Origin of the sequence: Streptomyces sp. NBC_01546 (assembly GCF_045208355.1) — a bacterium.
Taxonomy (GTDB): Bacteria; Actinomycetota; Actinomycetes; order Streptomycetales; family Streptomycetaceae; genus Streptomyces.
Map to the genome: position 1 here is coordinate 7,257,903 of NZ_CP109379.1, position 17,806 is coordinate 7,275,708.

Here is a 17,806-nt window from a genome sequence, read left to right on the forward strand (position 1 = left end):
CTGCCCACTCCGTCCCCTCGGGCCGCCCGACCGGAAGGATCCCCCCATGACCAGCCCCTCCGTCGCCACGACGAAGCCGCAGGCCCCCGCACCGGCCGCCCAGCCCGGCTCCGCCGGCCCCCTCGCCCTCTCGACCCCGGGCCACGACAGCGGGCTGCTGCTCCTGCGCCTGGTCCTCGGCCTGACCATGGCCGCGCACGGTTCCCAGAAGCTCTTCGGCTGGTTCGGGGGCGGCGGCATCAGCGGCACCGGCCAGTTCTTCACCGCCAGCGGATACCCCGCCGGTGACGCCATGGCCGTCCTCGCCGGCCTGACCGAGACCCTGGGAGGCCTCGGCCTCGCGCTCGGACTGCTGACCCCGCTCGCGGGCGCCGCCATCGTCGGCACCCTCATCAACGCGATCGCCGTCCACGGCGCCGGATCCTTCTTCGCCCCCAAGGGCATCGAGTACGAACTGCTGCTGGTCGCGGGCGCCGCCGCCCTCGCCCTGACCGGCCCCGGCCGGTACGCCGTCGACCGCTTCCTGCCGGTCCTGCGGAGCCACCGCCTGGCCCACGGCGCCCTCGCCGTCACCCTGGGCGTGGTCCTCGCCGCCGTGCTGCTGCTCGTACGCAGCTAGGACCCCAGGACCCGTCCCGGTGCGCGGGGGTGTCCGGGGCCTGGGCTGATTGGCCCCGGGCATTCGGGGGAAGGGCGCACAAATGACACAACCCATCGAAGACTACGCACTCATCGGCGACCTGATGACGAGCGGTCTGGTCGGTCGCGACGGGTCCATCGACTGGCTGTGCCTGCCGCGCTTCGACTCCGCGGCCTGCTTCGCCAAGCTCCTCGGCGACGAGGAGAACGGCCACTGGCGCATCGCGCCCCTCGACGCCGCCGACGGCGAGCGGTGCACCCGCCGGGCCTACGCCGACGGTTCGCTGGTCCTGGAGTCCTACTGGGAGACCGGGACCGGCACCGTCAAGGTCATCGACTTCATGCCCCAGCGCGAGAGCGCCCCGGACGTCATCCGCATCGTCGAGGGCGTCACCGGCCTCGTCAGGATGCGCAGCACCCTGCGCCTGCGCTTCGACTACGGCCACGTCGTCCCCTGGGTCCGCCGCTCCGACGCCGACCGGGTCGCCATCGCCGGGCCCGACTCCGCCTGGTTCCGCAGCGAGCCGCCCGTCCGCACCTGGGGCGAGGAGAACAGCACCCGCTCGCAGTTCCCGGTCTCGGCGGGACAGCGCGTCGCCTTCGTGCTCACCTGGCACCCCTCGCACGAGCCGCGCCCCGAGCCCATCGACCCGTACGCGGCCCTGGACCAGAGCCTCGCCGACTGGCGGGAATGGACCGGGCAGTGCCGCTACGAGGGCCCCTACCGGGAGGCCGTGACGCGCTCCCTGATCACCCTCAAGGCCCTCACCTACGCCCCGACCGGCGGCATCGTCGCCGCGGCCACCACCTCCCTCCCCGAGGAGATCGGCGGGGTCCGCAACTGGGACTACCGATACTGCTGGCTCCGCGACGCCACCCTCACCCTCGACGCGCTCCTCGCGACCGGCTTCCTCGACGAGGCCCGCGCCTGGCGGACCTGGCTGCTGCGCGCGGTCGCAGGTGACCCCGCCGACCTCCAGATCATGTACGGGATCGCCGGAGAGCGGCGGATCCCCGAGACCGACCTGCCCTGGCTGCGCGGCTACGCCTCCTCCGCCCCCGTACGCGTCGGCAACGCGGCGGTCGACCAGCTCCAGCTCGACGTGTACGGCGAGGTCATCGACTCCCTGCACCTCGCCAGGTGCGCCGGGCTCGCCTCCGAGCACCACGCCTGGCGGATCCAGCTCGCGCTCCTCGACTTCCTGGAGCGCAACTGGCGCCGGCCCGACGAAGGCCTGTGGGAAGTGCGCGGCCCGCGCCGCCACTTCGTGCACTCCAAGGTGATGGCCTGGGTGGCCGCGGACCGGGCCGTAAGGACCCTGGAGAACGACCCCTCGATGCCCGGCGACGTACAGCGCTGGCGGGCCATGCGGGACGAGGTGCACCGCGACGTGTGCGAGAACGGATACGACCCCGAACGGGGCACCTTCACCCAGTACTACGGCTCCCGCGAGCTCGACGCGTCGACCCTGCTCATCCCGCGGGTCGGCTTCCTGCCGCCCGACGACCCGCGCGTCATCAGCACGGTCGACGCCGTCCGGGAGGAGCTCGGCCGCAGCGGCCTGGTCCGCCGCTACAGCACCGAAGGTCCCGCCGTCGACGGCCTGCCCGGCGACGAAGGAGCCTTCCTGGCCTGCTCGTTCTGGCTGGCCGACGCCCTGCACATGACGGGGCGGGGCAAGGAGGCCCGCGCCCTCTTCGAGAGGCTGCTGACGGTACGCAACGACGTGGGACTCCTCGCCGAGGAGTACGACCCCGTCTCCGGGCGCCAACTCGGCAACTTCCCCCAGGCCTTCAGCCACGTCGGCCTGGTCAACACCGCCCTCACCCTGGCCCAGGACGAACCCGCCGGCCGCGGCTCCGGCTGACGACGGACCCGCTGCCGGGACTACGCGGCTCCGCCCGTCCGGAACGCCAGCAGCAGGGCGATGTCGTCCGGCCGGTCGGCGGTGGTGCCCGCCTCGCTGATCAGCCGGTCGGCCGTCTCGGTCAGCGGGGTCGGCAGGGCCGCGGCCAGCGCCGACCGCAGCCGCTCCACCCCGACGTCGATGTCGATGCCCGGCTTCTCCACCAGCCCGTCCGTGTACAGGGCCAGCACCGAGCCCGTCGCGAGGCGCAGTTCCGTGATCGGGTACGAGGCCCCCGGGTCGATGCCGAGCACCACCCCGCCGGCCAGGTCCAGCACCTCCGTCCGCCCGTCGGGGTGACGCAGCAGCGGCTGGGGGTGTCCGGCCCGGACCGCCTGGGCGGAGCCCGACGCCGGGTCCAGCAACACGTAGCAGCAGCTGGCGAACTGGCCCGGGTCCAGGTCGATCAGCAGCTGGTTGGTACCGCGCATCACCTCGTCGGGCGCGCTCCCCGTCAGCGCGAAGGCCCGTACGGAGCTGCGCAGCTGGCCCATGGTCGCGGCGGCCGCCACCCCGTGCCCCTGCACGTCCCCGATGACCAGGGCCAGCAGCCCGCCGCCGGCCTCGACTACGTCGTACCAGTCCCCGCCGATGTCCATGCCCTGGGTGCCGGGCAGGTAGCGGGCCACCGTTTCCACCTGCCCGTGCACCGGCAGCCGGTGCGGCAGCAGGGCGGACTGCAGTCCGGCGGCGAGCGCCGCCTCGCTGTCGTAGCGCCGGGCCCGTTCCAGGGCCTGGGCGATCAGCCCGGCCAGGGCGGTGAGCACCGTACGCTCCTCCGGGCTGAAACCGCGGGGCGTGTCGAAGCCCAGGATGCACGAGCCGACCGGGCGGCCGGACGCGATCAGCGGCAGGAACGCACGGGCACCGACATGGGCGTCCAGGGGGATGCCCGGATAGGCGGCGGCCAGGTGTTCCATCGACTCGAAGAACAACGGCCGGCCCGAGGTCAGGGTCTCCACGCCCGGCAGCCGCACATCGAGCGCGACCCCGTCGAACCGGTCGAGGAAGCCCTGCGGGAAACCGGTCTCCCACGCCAGGTGCAGATGCCGCTCGTCCAGCAGGTAGATCGCCAGCTGGCGGCCGCCGAAGGCCGGCAGCAGCTCCTCGGTGACGACCGCCGACACCTGGCGGGCGGTGACCGCCTCGGTCAGTGCGATGGCCAGGGCCACCGGCCGGTACAACGCGGAGGCCTGGTCGGCGGGGGAGCCGAGGCCCCCTCCCGGATCGGCCGTCGACGTGGGCGCGTAGGCGGGTGTCTCGGTGGCGCCGATGGTCACGGTCACCCCGTCGGCGCCCGGGTACAGGTCCACCGACACCCACTCGGCGGGCCTCTGGCGGCCGCGCCGGGCCGGGAAGTGCACCGGCTCGGTGGACATGAAGACGGCCCGGAAGTGGTCCTCGTACGCGGGATGAGCGAGCCAGGGCAGCGCCTCCCACAGCATCCGGCCGCGCAGCTCGGGGCCGACGATGCCGAGCAGCCTCTCGGCGGCGGTGTTGACGTAGTCGATCCTGCCCTGCCGGTTCACGGACAGCACGGCCTGCGCGAGCCGGTCCACGGTCTCCCCGGCACCCTCGCCGGCGGCGGGCCGCTCCGCGTACAGCGGGTCGCCGTCCCAGATCACCGGATCGCCGGCCGCCGCCAGCTGCGCGAGTTCCCCGGCCAGCCGGTCCGCTGCCTCACGCAGCCGTTCGCGGTCCTCCGGCCCCACCGGGACCCCGGGGGTGGCCGGGCGCAGCACCATCAGTACGCCGAACCGCTGGGTACCGGACGTCACCGGCTCGAACATCGAGGCGAAGGGGAAGGGCAGCCCCGCCACCAGCTGCGGGAAGCGGCGCATGGACGCCTCCGCGTCGGCCAGGTGCACGGACTGCCCGGAGCGGTAGGACTCCGCCGCCGGATAGGGGCGGCTCACGTTCATCCGCCACCAGGGCCGGAACAGCGGCCCCGGGAGCCCCGTGAGCATGGCCATCTGCAGCACGCCCTCCTGGCTGGAGCGCAGGTACACCCCGCCCGCGTACCCGCCGACGGCCGTCACCACCTCGACCGTGGCCCGCGCGAGCACCTGGGCCATGGCATCAGGGGCGGGGCCGGCACTGTCCGGTCTCGCCGTCACACCGTCAGGATGCGCCTTCGGCCGTGGTGGCCGCACCCGGACGCCCGGCCCGGTCCCGCCCGGCGTCCCGGTACCCGGCCACCACCGCGGCCGACGCGAGCAGCAGCACCACGGCCACCGTCCGCAGCGCGGCCCCCATCGCGTCGGTGAAGGCGGCGACCTGCGCCGGATCCGTCGGGTTCCCGTGGAACCGGGAGGCCAGCACCGTGCCGACCACCGCCACCCCGAGGGCGGCGCCGATCTCCCGGGCCGCGGTGTTCAGCCCGGAGCCCAGCCCGGCCTGGTGCGGCGGCAGCTCGGCGACCACCGTCAGCGTCAGGGAGGGCGCGCACAGCCCGGTGCCGACGGACAGCACCAGCAGGTAGAGCGCGTACAGGGCGTACGGGGTGCCCGCGTCGGCGGTGGAGACCAGCAGCAGCCCCGCACCGATCAGCCCGAGCCCGGCACCCACCGGCAGCCGGGGCCCGGTCCGCTCCTGCAGCCGCGCTCCGAACCGGGGCACCAGGGCCATGCCGACGGTCAGCGGGACGATCGCGAGGCCGGTCGCGGCGGGGGAGAACCCCTTCGCGTACTGGAGGTACTGGGCGTTGACGAAGAACAGGGCGAAGAGCCCGAAGAAGCCGGTGCCGATGCCCAGCGCCCCGGCGCGCAGCTTGCGCGAGGCGAAGATCCGCGGGTCGAGCAGCGGGCGGGCGGCGCGCAGCGCGTGGCCGGTGAACGCCGCGAGCAGCCCGGCCCCGGCGCCGAAGGCCGTCAGCACCCGCACCGAGGCCCAGCCGTACGCGGGCCCCTCGATGATCCCGTAGACCACCGCGAACAGCGCCCCGGCGAGCAGCGCCGCGCCCAGGGGGTCGACGGCGGCGTCGGGCCGCGAGGGCGTACGGGGAACCGTACGGGCGACCGCGACGGCGAGCAGCGCGCCCAGCGGGACGACGGCCCAGAACAGGGCCCGCCAGGTCAGGAACTCCCCGGCCAGGCCGCCGCCGACATTGCCCGCCAGGCCCCCGAGGCCCGCGGCCAGCGTCCAGGTGGCCAGGGCCCGGCCGCGGCGCTCGGGCGGGCTCAGGTGAACCAGGACGGACATGGTGGCCGGCATGATCAGGGCCGCGCCGGCCCCGCAGAGGCCCCGGCCCGCGATCAGTACGGCCGGGGTCTGTGCGAGGGCGCTGAGGGCCCCGCCCGCGGCGAACAGTCCGAGTCCGGCCAGCAGGGCGCCCTTGCGTCCGTACCGGTCGCCGAGGGCCCCGGCCGGGATCAGCAGCGCGGCGAAGACGATGACGTACGCGTCGACCGCCCAGAGCAGCTCGCCCGGGCTCGGACGCAGGGTGGACGCGGCGAGCTGCGGGATGAGCAGGTTGACGGCGGCGACCATGCCCTGGGCGACCAGGACGCAGGCGCACAGGACGAGCAGGGCGGGCCGGGTGAGGGCGGTCGGAGCGGGTGCGGGCGGCGCGGCGGGATCCCGCGTCAGGGCATGGCGGAGCACGGCTCCTCCTGGGAGTCGGTGATGAGAGTGGGAAGAGCGGGCGAGGGGTCAAGACCTCTGCTTCACCGTAGAGTTGGGGCGACCTGCTTTCCAGTGCAAGTTGTGCAAGGAATGAATGCGCGTGACGCAATCCGGAACCCGAGCCGGAACCAGAGCCGGAACCCGGGCCCTAACCGGACCAGGATCCGGCTCCGGCCTGGACCTGAATCTCCTCGTCGCCCTGGACGTCCTCCTGGACGAAACGAGCGTGTCCCGGGCGGCCGCCCGCCTGCACCTCTCCGAGCCCGCGATGAGCCGCACCCTCGGCCGGATCCGCAACGCCCTCGGCGACCCCGTCCTGGTCCGGGCCGGGCGGACCATGGTGCCCACCCCGCACGCCCTCGCCGTCCAGGGCGAGGTCAGGGCCGTCGTGGAACGGGCCCGCGCCCTCTTCCTCACCGGCGGGCAGGTGGACCTGTCCACGCTCGCCCGCACCTTCACCGTGCTGGCGAACGACGCCTTCACCGCCGTCTACGGAGCCGCCCTCCTCACCCGGGTGACCCGCGAGGCGCCGGGGGTGCGGCTGCGCTTCCTGGGGGAGAGCCACGTGGACGTCCCGGCGCTGCGCGAGGGCGTCGCCGACCTGGAACTCGGCGTCGTCGACACCCGTTCCCCCGAAGTGCGCGTGGAGCACCTCGCCGACGAGCGGATGCTGGCCGTGGTCCGGCGCGGCCACCCGCTGCTCCGCGGCCGGATCACCGCGCGCCGGTTCGCCGCCGCCGAACACCTGATCGCCTCCCGGCGCGGCCGCCTGCAGGGCCCGGTGGACACCGCCCTGGCCGAACAGGGCCTGTCCCGGCGGGTGGTGGGCAGCGTGGGCACCTTCCCCGCCTCCCTGTTCGTCCTGCGCGAGAGCGACCTCGTAGGACTGCTCACCACCCAGGCCGTACCGCTCGCCGCCGCGCTGGACCTGGAGACCTTCGAGATCCCGCTCGATCTGCCGACACTGCCCTTCGGCATGGCCTGGCACCCGCGTCACGACGCGGACCCGGCGCACGCCTGGCTGCGCACCTGCACGCGCGAACTGCTGCCGGGGCCTGCGGCGACGGGCACCTCCCCGGACACTCCCTAGCACCCGCGATAGGCCGACCGCTTCCCTCGTCCGGGGGACGCACGGGTGTACGGCCCGCGCGGCGGGCGCGCCGCGGGGCACGATACGCACGCGTCCCATCCCCCCGCCGGAAGGCCACCGGAAGGCAGAGCATGCGGTTCCAGTACGACACCCTCGGCGAGCGGTACGCCGAGTCCAGGACCACGGCGGCCTTCTCGGCGGCCGACACCTACACGCTCCACGGAGCCCTGGACGCCCTCGGCGGGGTACGCGGGCTCGACGCCCTCGACCTGGCCTGCGGCTACGGCTACAACACCCGCCTGCTGGCCCGCGGCGGCGCCCGGCGGACCGTAGGGGTGGACGCCTCGGAGGAAATGATCAGGCTGGCCCGCGAGCACGACGCGGAGCAGGACCGGCCGGCCCCCGGGAACATCGAATACCACGTCGCCGACGCCGCCGGCCTCCCCGACCTCGGGCCGTTCGACCTCGCCACCGCCGTCTACCCCTTCAATCACACGCCCGACCGCGCATCACTGCACGCGATGTTCCGCTCCGTCCGCTCCAGCCTGCGCGCGGGCGGGCGGCTGCTCGCCATCGTGCCCAACGCCGGGGCGTTTCCCCGCGTGGACTGGTCGCCGTACGGGGTCCGCATCCTCGACCGGGTCCCGACCGGCGACGCGCCGCTGCTGAAGGCGCACTTCCTCGTCGACCCGCCGCTGCCCTTCGAGTTCCACGAGTGGGCCCACGCCGAGCTCGCCGAGGCGGCCGTCGAAGCGGGCTTCAGCACCATCGGCTGGCAGCCGAACCGGACCCCGCCCGCCGATCACGTGCGCGACGACGCGTACTGGACGGCGTACCGCGCCTGGCCGATCAGCTCCCTGATGACCTGCGTGGCGTAGCGCAAGGGCTCACTGCTCCGCCGCCGACCGGATCAGCTCGACGATCCGGTCGCGCGCCGCCCGCCCCTCGGGCAGCGGCAGCAGCGGGTACACGTGCGGCAGCCCCGCCTCCTCGTGGAACTCCACCTCCACCCCGGCCGCGCGGGCCCGTCGCACCAGCTCCCTGCTGTCCGTGGTCAGCACGTCCCGGGTCCCGGTGAACACCGTCAGCGGCGCCAGCCCCTCGAAGGACCCGTGCAGCGGGCTCACCCGGGGATCGTCGGCGGCCAGGGTCCCGGCGTACAGGCGCCCGGCCTCCCGCAGCCCCGAGCGGGCCAGCATCGGATCGTCCGCCTCGATGCCCGCCTGGTCCGGATGGCTCATGGTCACGTCCAGCCACGGCGAGATCAGCACGATGCGGGAGGGCTGCGCCCCGGTGCGGTCCCGCAGCCGCTGGGCGGCGGCCAGCGCCAGCCCGGCCCCGGCCGAGTCCCCGATGAGCACGGTCCCGCCCTCGCCCCCGCTCGCGATCAGGCCGCTGAGCAGGTCGGCGGCGACCGGGACCGTCCGGTCGGCGGTCCCGCGCGGGGCGAGGATGTAGGCCGGTACGACGACCCGCGCCCGCGCCTGCGTGACCAGGGTCCGGATCAGCGCCCAGTGCGGGCGGACCAGTTCGTTGATGTAGCCGCCGCCGTGCACGTACAGCACCTGCGCCACGGGCTCGCTCCCCTGCGGGGAGACGTCGTACACCGGCCAGGCCCCGACGAAGGTCCGCGAGATGTCCGCGACCCGCCCCAGCGAGCGCGGCGGCAGATGGGAAGCGGGCCGGCGGGCGGACTCGGCCACCCGGGTCCGTACCGCTTCGACGCTCGCGAACCGTCTTCGCCGTCCCGCCGCGATCAGCGCAACCGACAGCGCCCTGCTGCGCAGACTCGGCACGCCCCTCACCTCCCCTTTTCCCCGGGCCGCCCCCGGCCCGGGACCCTACCCCGTCATCGGAGGAGCATAGGCGTGAAGCTGGGCTGTCGACCCGCTTAAGAAAGTCTCGATGGACTGATCACCACGCACCTCGGCAGATTGGTGACCGTCACCGACGCCGTCCGCGCGCCCCCGCGCTCCGCGGCGCCCCCTTCCGCATGCCTGGAGCCACCCCCATGAAGGCACTCGTCAAGCACAAGGCCGAGCCCGGACTGTGGCTCATGGACGTTCCCGAGCCCGAGTACGGCCCCGGCGACGTGCTGATCAAGGTGCTGCGCACCGGCATCTGCGGAACCGACCTGCACATCCGCGCCTGGGACGGCTGGGCGCAGGGCGCCGTCAAGACCCCGCTGGTCCTCGGCCACGAGTTCGTCGGCGAGGTCGCCGCCCTCGGTGCGGACGTCCGCGACATCGAGATCGGCGCGCTGGTCAGCGGCGAGGGCCACCTGGTGTGCGGCAAGTGCCGCAACTGCCTGGCCGGACGCCGCCACCTGTGCCGCAGCACGATCGGCCTCGGGGTCGGCCGCGACGGCGCCTTCGCCGAGTACGTGGTGCTGCCCGCGCAGAACGTGTGGGTGCACCGGACGGCGGTGGACCTGGACGTCGCGGCGATCTTCGACCCGTTCGGCAACGCCGTGCACACCGCGCTGTCCTTCCCCCTCGTCGGCGAGGACGTGCTGATCACCGGCGCCGGCCCGATCGGGATCATGGCGGCGGCCGTGGCCCGGCACGCCGGTGCGCGCAGCGTGGTGATCACCGACGTCAGCCCCGAGCGGCTGGAGATCGCCCGCAAGGCGGGCGCCACGCTCGCGGTGAACGTCGCCGAGTCCTCCATCGCCGACGCGCAGCGCTCGCTCGGCCTGCGCGAGGGCTTCGACATCGGCCTGGAGATGTCCGGCCGCGGCGAGGCGATGCGCGACATGATCGACAACATGACGCACGGCGGCCGGATCGCCATGCTGGGCCTGCCGGCGCAGGAGTTCCCGGTGGACTGGGCCAAGGTGGTCACCTCGATGATCACCATCAAGGGCATCTACGGCCGCGAGATGTTCGAGACCTGGTACGCCATGACGGTGCTGCTGGAGGGCGGGCTCGACCTCAGCCCGGTCATCACCGGCCGCTACTCGCACCGCGACTTCGACGCGGCGTTCGACGAGGCCTCGACCGCCCGCAGCGGCAAGATCATCCTGGACTGGACGGCGTAAGCGCCTCCTCGCCTCAGACCATCTCCCCCCGGCCGGGCCCCGCACACCCTCCCCCCTCCGCGGGGTCCGGCCCCCCTCTCTCCGCCTCCCGTCCGCCTCCGCCGCACAAGGAGAACGCACCATGTTCGAGTCCGTCCGCGAGGACCTGCGCACCACCCTCGACGAGATCCGCGCCGCCGGCCTGCACAAGCCCGAGCGCGTCATCGGCACCCCGCAGAACGCGGCCGTCGCCGTCACCTCGGGCGGCGCCGCGGGAGAGGTCCTCAACTTCTGCGCCAACAACTACCTGGGGCTGGCCGACCACCCCGAGGTCGTCGCCGCCGCGAAGGACGCGCTGGACCGCTGGGGCTACGGCATGGCCTCCGTCCGCTTCATCTGCGGCACGCAGGAGGTGCACAAGGAGCTGGAGGCGCGGCTGTCGGCGTTCCTCGGCCAGGAGGACACGATCCTCTACTCCTCCTGCTTCGACGCCAACGGCGGCGTCTTCGAGACCCTCCTCGGCGCCGAGGACGCGGTCATCTCCGACGCCCTCAACCACGCCTCGATCATCGACGGCATCCGCCTGTCCAAGGCCCGCCGCTTCCGCTACGCCAACCGCGACATGGCCGAGCTGGAGACGCGCCTGAAGGAGGCCACCGAGGGCGGCGCCCGCCGCAAGCTGATCGTCACCGACGGCGTCTTCTCCATGGACGGCTACGTGGCCCCCCTCCAGGAGATCTGCGACCTCGCCGAGCGTTACGACGCCATGGTCATGGTCGACGACTCGCACGCCGTCGGCTTCGTCGGCCCCGGCGGCCGCGGCACCCCGGAGCTGCACGGGGTCATGGACCGGGTCGACATCATCACCGGCACCCTCGGCAAGGCCCTGGGCGGCGCCTCCGGCGGCTACGTCGCGGCGCGCGCCGAGATCGTCGAGCTGCTGCGCCAGCGCTCGCGCCCGTACCTCTTCTCCAACTCCCTCGCCCCGGTCATCGCGGCGGCCTCCCTCAAGGTCCTCGACCTGCTGGAGTCGGCCGGCGACCTGCGCGAGCACCTCGCCGCCAACACCGCGCTCTTCCGTACGAAGATGACCGAGGCCGGTTTCGAGATCCTGCCCGGCGACCACGCCATCGCCCCCGTGATGATCGGCGACGCGGCCGAGGCGGCCAGGATGGCCGAGCTGCTCCTGGAGCGCGGGGTCTACGTGATCGGCTTCTCCTACCCGGTGGTGCCGATGGGCGCGGCGCGCATCCGCGTGCAGCTCTCGGCGGCCCACTCGACGGCCGACGTGGAGCGCGCGGTGGCCGCGTTCGTCGATGCCCGTGCGGCGCTGGTGGCCGACGGGGCCTGAGACAATGGTGGGGTGATCGACCCCCGCCGGCTGCGCATCCTGCGGGCCGTGGCGGACCACCGTACGGTGACCGCCGCGGCCGCAGCCCTGTACCTCACTCCCTCCGCCGTCTCCCAGCAGCTCGCGGCTCTGGAACAGGAGACGGGCCACGCCCTGCTCACCCGCAGCGGCCGGGGCGTACGGCTCACCGCGGCTGGTGAGATCCTGCTCGGCCACGCCCACGAGGTGCTGGCGCAGCTGGAGCGGGCGGAGGCCGAACTCGCGGCGTACGCGGGCGGCTCGGCCGGCGAGGTGACGGTGGCCGCCTTCGCCACCGGCATCGCGGAGGTACTGGCCCCGGCCATCGCCCGGCTGGCGCTGGACCACCCCGGGATCCGGCTGCGGGTACGGGACGCGGAGGGCGACCAGAGCCTGCCGCTGCTGCTGGACGGCGAGGCGGACGTGGCCCTGGCCGTCGAGTACCGGGGCGGGCCGGGGGCGGACGACAAGCGGCTGTCCGTCCTCCCGCTGTACGCGGAGCCCTTCGACGCCGTGCTGCCCTCGGGGCACCCGCTGGCCGACCTGCCCGCGGTGGCGCTGGCGGACCTGTCCGACGCGGACTGGGTGGGCCAGTACCCCGGCAACCCCTGTCACGACGTGACGCTGCTCGCGTGTGAACTGGCGGGCTTCCAGCCCCGGTTCGTCCACTCGTCCGACGACTTCCGCGCGGTGACGGCGCTGGTGGGCGCGGGGGCCGGGGTGGCCCTCGTGCCGCGTTCGGCGCTGCGGGGCATGGACCTCAAGGAGGTCCAGGTCCGTCCGGTCGCCGGCCCGGCCGCCACCCGCCGGGTCTTCGCCGCCACCCGCCGCGGCGGCGAGACCCACCCGCTCATCGCCCCCGTCCTGGCCGCCCTGGTCCGGGAGTCGGAGCGGCTGCCGGCGCACTGAGCTCCGGACTCCCGTCGCTCAGCCGAGCGTGAAGACGGCCCCGGGCGCGGCGTGTCCGACGGGCCCGGCGTAGTGCGCCGAGGCACGGGCCACCGCCTCGCCGGGGGTGAGGTCACGGCCCACGTGCGTGACGACCAGCCGGGCGGCGCGCGCGGCGGCCGCCGTCGTACCGGCCTCCTCGGGCGTGTGGTGGAGGTGTTCGGCCTCGCCCCGCGCCGGACGCCGGGCGCTCTCGGACTCGCACAGCAGCAGGTCGCAGCCCTCGGCGAGGGACGTCAGCGCGGGGCAGGGAGCCGTGTCCCCGGAATAGACCAGCGCCCGGCCGCCGGCCTCGACGCGGACGGCGAAGGCGGGCATCCCGTGCGTCACGGCGCGGCTGGTGAGGGTGAGCGCCCCGACCCGCGTCCGGTGTCCGTCGGACAGCTCGTGGACGGCGAAGGCGGACTCGACGGGGCTGCGCGCGGCGCCGTTGGTGAGGAACCCGGCCAGCCGGTCGGCGGTCCCCGGCGGGCCGAACAGCGGCAGCGGCGCCGCTCGTTCGACGTCGGCGAAGAGCAGGCCGTAGTACGCGGTCAGGAGGTCCGCGCTGTGGTCGGCGTGCAGGTGCGAGATCCAGACCGCGTCCAGCTCGCCCAGCCCGACGTAGCGCTGGAGCGGGCCGAGCGTGCCGCTGCCGGCGTCCATCCAGATGCGGGTGCCGCCGCCGGACACCAGGTAGCCGGAGCAGGGGTTGTCGGCACTCGGATACGGCGTCGCGCTGCCGAGCACGGTCAGCCGCAGCGGATCGCCGTCCATTGCGTCGCTCATACCCGCACCACTTCCACCCCCGCCGCCTCGAACTCCCGGGCCACCCCGGCCGCCAGGCCCGTGTCCGTCACCAGGACGTCCACCGACGAGGTCGCGCAGATACGGGCGAAGGCGCGTACGCCCAGCTTGCTGGAGTCGGCCGCGATCACCACCCGGCGGGCCCGCTCGCACAGCAGGCGGTTGACCGAGGCCTCGTCCTCGTGGCGGGTCGCCGCGCCGTCCGCCGGGTCGAAGCCGTCCACGCCGAGCACCGCCGTGTCCACCGCGAGCTGCCCGAGTACCTGCTCGGCCAGCGGGCCCGTCAGCTCGTAGGACTGCGGGCGCGCCACACCGCCGGTCAGCACGATCTTGAACTGCGGCCGGATCACCAGCTCGCCCGCGATGTTGAGCGCGTTGGTCACCACGGTGAGCGCCGGGGAGCCCTGGGCCAGGTCCGGGCGGCCGGCCAGGGCCCGCGCGACCTCGGTGGTCGTGGTACCGCCCGTCAGGCCGATCACCTCGCCCGGGGTGATCAGGGCCGCGACCGCCTCGCTGATGCGGCGCTTCTCGGCGGCGCGGCGCGAGGTGCGGTAGCGCAGGGGGAGTTCGTACGAGACCCCGTGCAGCACGGCCCCACCGCGCGTGCGGACCAGCAGCTGCTGCTCGGCGAGCTGGTCGAGGTCGCGGCGGATGGTCGCTGCGGACACGCCGAGGGCCTCGGCGGCCGGTTCCACCTCCACCTCGCCCCGCTCCACCAGCAGGTCCAGCAGTGCCTGCCAGCGCTCCTTGCGGGTCATCGGCCGCCCCCTTCGGTGTGCTCCATCGGCTTACCCGCCGACACTAACTCAGGCGATCATCTCGTTGATGCTTGAAGTTGCGCGAAACTGCCAGCTACCTTGCAGGAAAACGCATTCAGACCCGTCTGTCGCACGAGGGAGCCTGCATGAGTCACGTCGCGCACGAGTTGGGCACACAGCCCGAATGCTGGGAGCGGGCCGCCGAACTGGCCCCGGCCCGGCGGGCGGTGCTGCCGCAGCCGGGGGAGCGTACCGCGATCGTCGGGTGCGGGACCTCGTACTACATGGCCCAGGCGGCCGCCGTGTTGCGCGAGGAAGCCGGTCAGGGGGAGACCGACGCGTTCCCCGCCTCGGAGTTCCCGCGCCACCGCCGCTACGACCGCGTCGTCGCCCTCACTCGCTCCGGGACCACCACCGAGGTGCTGGACCTGCTGGCCGGACTGCGGGACGCGGGCGTGCCCACGACCGCCGTCATCGGCGATCCGGCCACCCCGGTGATGACCCTCGCCGACGAACTCGTCGTCCTCGACTTCGCCGACGAGCGCTCCGTCGTACAGACCCGCTTCGCCACCACCGCCCTCACCCTGCTCCGCGCCCACGCCGGACTGCACACCTCCGGTGTGGTCGCCGACGCGCGGACCGCGCTCGCCGAGCCGCTCCCCGCCGAGCTGGCGAGCCGGGGGCAGTTCACCTTCCTCGGCCGCGGCTGGAGCGTCGGCCTCGCGAACGAGGCCGCGCTGAAGATGCGCGAGGCCTCCCTGTCCTGGGCCGAGTCCTATCCGGCGATGGAGTACCGGCACGGGCCCATCAGCGTCTCCGGGCCCGGCACCGTCACCTGGTCGCTCGACGAGGCCCCCGAGGGGCTCGCCGAGCAGGTGCGGAGCACCGGATCCCAGTGGGTGGCGGGCAGGCTCGACCCGCTCGCCGAGCTGGTCCGGGTGCACCGCCTCGCCCTGGCCGTCGCCGCCCACCAGCAGCTGGATCCGGACGCGCCGCGTCACCTCACCCGCTCGGTGATCCTCACCACCGGAGAGGAGGCGGTCCGATGAGCCTCGTCCCCGCCGGCACGCTCGTCCAGAAGGCGGCGGGCGCGGGCCGCGCCGTCGCCGCCTTCAACATCATCACGCTGGAGCACGCCGAAGCGGTCGTCGCCGGAGCCGAGGCGGCCGGACTGCCGGTCATCCTCCAGCTCAGCGAGAACGCCGTGAAGTTCCGCGGCGGGCAGCTGCTGCCCATCTCCCGCGCGGCCGCCGCCTGCGCCGAGGCCGCCGGGGTCCCGGTCGGCCTGCACCTCGACCACGTCAAGAGCTCCGAGCTGCTGCGCCAGGCCTGCGACGCGGGATACAGCTCGGTGATGTACGACGCCGCGCACCTGCCGTATGCCGAGAACCTGGAGGCGACCCGCTCCGCCGCCGACTGGGCGCACGTCAACGGGCTGTGGATCGAGGCCGAGCTGGGCGAGGTGGGCGGCAAGAACGGCGCCGCCCCGCTGGACCCGCACGCGCCGGGCGCCCGTACCGACCCCGACGAGGCGCGCCGGTTCGTCGCCGACTCCGGGGTCGACGCGCTGGCCGTCGCCGTCGGCAGCAGCCACGCCATGACCAGCCGGACCGCGGCCCTGGACCACGCGCTGCTGGCCCGGCTCGCCAAGACGGTGGACGTGCCGCTCGTCCTGCACGGCTCCTCGGGGCTGCCGGACGCGGAGCTCGCGGCGGCCGTCGCGGGCGGCATCCGCAAGGTCAACATCGGCACCGCCCTGAACGTGGCCATGACCGAGGCGATTCGCACCCACCTCACCCCGGCGGACCCCAGGCCCTACCTGACGGCCGCCCGTACGGCGATGGCGGCGACGGCCGCAGCCATGATCAACGCCCTGAACTGACCGCGTCCGCGGCTGCCGGTGCACGGATCCCTTCGGAACTCCCGGCCCTTCCGAATTCCTGGCCCCTTCCGAATTTCTGAAACTGGTTCTACTCTGACCGCCGCCACCACAGCGACCGGCTGGACGCGAGAATCCCGGAGGGGCCGTGCACCTCGAATACACGCCTGAGCAGCAGCAGTTGCGCACCGAGCTGCGCGCCTACTTCGCCCGGCTGATCCCTGAGGACGTCTACGCCCGCTACGAGGATCCGGCCGCGCAGAAGCGGTTCTACCGGGAGACCATCCGCCGGCTCGGCGCCGACGGCTGGCTCGGGGTCGGCTGGCCGAAGGAGTACGGCGGGCGCGGGATGTCCCCGATGGACCAGTTCATCTTCTTCGACGAGGCCGCGCAGGCCGTCGTACCGCTGCCCCTGATGGCGCTCAACACCGTCGGGCCGACCATCATGCAGTTCGGCACCGACGAGCAGAAGGCGTACTTCCTGCCCAGGATCCTCGCGGGCGAGATCGACTTCGCCATCGGCTACAGCGAGCCGGACGCGGGCACCGACCTCGCGGCGCTCAAGTGCAAGGCCGTCCGTGAGGGCGACGAGGAGACCGGCACCTACGTGGTGAACGGGCAGAAGATCTGGACCACCAACGGCGACACCGCCGACTGGGTCTGGCTCGCGGTGCGCACCGACCCGGACGCCCCCGCCCACAAGGGCATCACCATGCTCCTCGTGCCGACCTCCGACCCCGGCTACTCCTGCACCCTCATCAACACCCTCGCCTCGCACGACACCACCGCCAGCTACTACGAGAACATCCGCGTCCCCGCCACCTGCCGCGTCGGCCAGGAGAACAAGGGCTGGCGCCTGATCACCAACCAGCTCAACCACGAGCGCGTCACCCTCGCCGCCCACGGCACGATGGCCATCCGGGCCCTCCACGACGTCCAGCGCTGGGCCGCCGAGACGAAGCTCGCCGACGGCCGCCGGGTGATCGACCTATCCTGGGTCCGCGGCCGCCTCGCCCGCACCCACGCCCGGCTCGACGCGATGAAACTGCTCAACTGGCAGATGGTCAACGCCGTCCAGGACGGCACCCTCACCCCGCAGGACGCCTCGGCCGTCAAGGTCTACGGCTCCGAGGCGCGCAGGGACGCGTACGCCTGGCTGATGGAGGTGGTCGGCGCGGCCGGCTTCCTGAAGGACGGCTCCGCGGGCGCGGTCCTGCACGGCGAACTGGAGCGCGGTTACCGCAGCGCGGTCATCTTCACCTTCGGCGGCGGCAACAACGAGATCCAGCGCGAGATCATCTCGTGGATCGGCCTCGGCATGCCCCGGGTCCGCCGCTGACGGGACGGGTACGGGGCCGGACGCCGCCGGGGGTCAGGGCCGGTCGTACCAGGCGAAGGCCGAGATGCGCCAGCCCTCCGGGGTGCGGACGAACTGGATGGTCTTGGTCCCGCCGCCCTCGAAGGGCTCGCCGTCCAGGATCCCGGACTTGCGGTACGTGCCGAACCGCGAGGCGATGTCGCCCTCGATCTGGGTCCGTTCGGAGGTCTCCCACTCGGAGAACTCGACCAGCCGCCCGCCCGTCAGCAGCCGCAGGCGGGGCTCGACGAACTCGTCCACGGTGTAGACCGTGAACTCCGGGCCCGTCAGGACGATCACGCCGCCCGGGACGACCAGCCGGCGGATCCGGGCCACGTCGGCGGTCTTGCCGCCGCGGTTGTCGAAGGCACCGAAGAACTCGGCGGTCACCGTGTCGATCTCGCTCTTGGGCATGGCGCGACCGTAACAC

16 protein-coding genes are annotated in these 17,806 nt (G+C 73.7%); 10 read left to right on the top strand and 6 right to left on the bottom strand.

Features of this window, described 5'->3' with window-relative positions; translation table 11 throughout:
• The first annotated feature begins 46 nt into the window (after positions 1-46).
• Positions 47-619, top strand: coding sequence for a DoxX family membrane protein (locus OHA89_RS33150; protein WP_266611463.1), 573 nt, complete (start codon positions 47-49; stop codon positions 617-619).
• Positions 620-701: 82 nt separating this feature from the next.
• Complete coding sequence (locus OHA89_RS33155; protein ID WP_266611464.1) at positions 702-2,507, top strand: glycoside hydrolase family 15 protein; 1,806 nt, start codon at positions 702-704, stop codon at positions 2,505-2,507.
• A gap of 20 nt (positions 2,508-2,527) precedes the next feature.
• On the opposite strand, the gene OHA89_RS33160 is transcribed toward OHA89_RS33155, so the two are convergent.
• Positions 2,528-4,621: a SpoIIE family protein phosphatase gene (locus OHA89_RS33160; RefSeq protein WP_406368683.1), complete on the bottom strand. Its 2,094-nt coding sequence runs from the start codon at positions 4,619-4,621 to the stop codon at positions 2,528-2,530.
• Positions 4,622-4,667: 46 nt separating this feature from the next.
• Positions 4,668-6,149: an MFS transporter gene (locus OHA89_RS33165; RefSeq protein ID WP_266611466.1), complete on the bottom strand. Its 1,482-nt coding sequence runs from the start codon at positions 6,147-6,149 to the stop codon at positions 4,668-4,670.
• A 115-nt stretch (positions 6,150-6,264) separates the two neighbouring features.
• On the opposite strand from OHA89_RS33165, the gene OHA89_RS33170 reads away from it, so the two are divergent.
• Positions 6,265-7,260 carry a LysR family transcriptional regulator gene (locus OHA89_RS33170; protein WP_406367775.1) on the top strand — a complete coding sequence of 332 codons (996 nt, stop codon included), beginning with the start codon at positions 6,265-6,267 and terminating at the stop codon, positions 7,258-7,260.
• A 131-nt stretch (positions 7,261-7,391) separates the two neighbouring features.
• Positions 7,392-8,138, top strand: a complete 747-nt coding sequence (locus tag OHA89_RS33175) for a class I SAM-dependent methyltransferase (RefSeq protein WP_266611468.1) — start codon at positions 7,392-7,394, stop codon at positions 8,136-8,138.
• A gap of 9 nt (positions 8,139-8,147) precedes the next feature.
• Here OHA89_RS33175 and OHA89_RS33180 read toward each other — a convergent pair whose 3' ends face one another.
• Complete coding sequence (locus OHA89_RS33180; RefSeq protein ID WP_257557988.1) at positions 8,148-9,056, bottom strand: alpha/beta hydrolase fold domain-containing protein; 909 nt, start codon at positions 9,054-9,056, stop codon at positions 8,148-8,150.
• Between the two features lie 215 nt (positions 9,057-9,271).
• On the opposite strand from OHA89_RS33180, the gene tdh reads away from it, so the two are divergent.
• The 3 genes from tdh to OHA89_RS33195 all read left to right on the top strand — a co-directional run bounded on the left by tdh (position 9,272) and on the right by OHA89_RS33195 (position 12,557).
• Positions 9,272-10,300, top strand: a complete 1,029-nt coding sequence (gene tdh / locus OHA89_RS33185) for an L-threonine 3-dehydrogenase (protein ID WP_257557989.1) — start codon at positions 9,272-9,274, stop codon at positions 10,298-10,300.
• A gap of 121 nt (positions 10,301-10,421) precedes the next feature.
• On the top strand, positions 10,422-11,630 hold the full coding sequence (locus OHA89_RS33190; protein ID WP_266611471.1) for a glycine C-acetyltransferase: 1,209 nt from the start codon (positions 10,422-10,424) through the stop codon (positions 11,628-11,630).
• A 12-nt stretch (positions 11,631-11,642) separates the two neighbouring features.
• Complete coding sequence (locus tag OHA89_RS33195) at positions 11,643-12,557, top strand: LysR family transcriptional regulator (RefSeq protein WP_266611473.1); 915 nt, start codon at positions 11,643-11,645, stop codon at positions 12,555-12,557.
• 18 nt (positions 12,558-12,575) lie between these two features.
• Here the strand turns inward: OHA89_RS33195 and OHA89_RS33200 are convergent, their stop codons facing one another.
• Positions 12,576-13,352, bottom strand: coding sequence for an MBL fold metallo-hydrolase (locus OHA89_RS33200; RefSeq protein WP_266612558.1), 777 nt, complete (start codon positions 13,350-13,352; stop codon positions 12,576-12,578).
• An 8-nt stretch (positions 13,353-13,360) separates the two neighbouring features.
• Complete coding sequence (locus OHA89_RS33205; protein WP_257557994.1) at positions 13,361-14,140, bottom strand: DeoR/GlpR family DNA-binding transcription regulator; 780 nt, start codon at positions 14,138-14,140, stop codon at positions 13,361-13,363.
• A gap of 146 nt (positions 14,141-14,286) precedes the next feature.
• Here OHA89_RS33205 and OHA89_RS33210 point away from each other — a divergent pair, with 146 nt between their 5' ends.
• From OHA89_RS33210 to OHA89_RS33220, 3 genes are all read left to right on the top strand, one after another.
• Entirely contained in the window at positions 14,287-15,189 is a 903-nt protein-coding gene (locus tag OHA89_RS33210) for an SIS domain-containing protein (protein WP_406367776.1), read from the top strand.
• Complete coding sequence (locus tag OHA89_RS33215; RefSeq protein WP_257557998.1) at positions 15,186-16,022, top strand: class II fructose-bisphosphate aldolase; 837 nt, start codon at positions 15,186-15,188, stop codon at positions 16,020-16,022. The genes OHA89_RS33210 and OHA89_RS33215 overlap by 4 nt, the downstream gene beginning before the upstream one ends.
• Positions 16,023-16,167: 145 nt before the next feature.
• Positions 16,168-17,358: an acyl-CoA dehydrogenase family protein gene (locus OHA89_RS33220; protein WP_406367777.1), complete on the top strand. Its 1,191-nt coding sequence runs from the start codon at positions 16,168-16,170 to the stop codon at positions 17,356-17,358.
• 33 nt (positions 17,359-17,391) lie between these two features.
• On the opposite strand, the gene OHA89_RS33225 is transcribed toward OHA89_RS33220, so the two are convergent.
• Positions 17,392-17,790, bottom strand: coding sequence for a DUF4440 domain-containing protein (locus OHA89_RS33225; protein ID WP_266611479.1), 399 nt, complete (start codon positions 17,788-17,790; stop codon positions 17,392-17,394).
• Between the last annotated feature and the right edge of the window lie 16 nt (positions 17,791-17,806).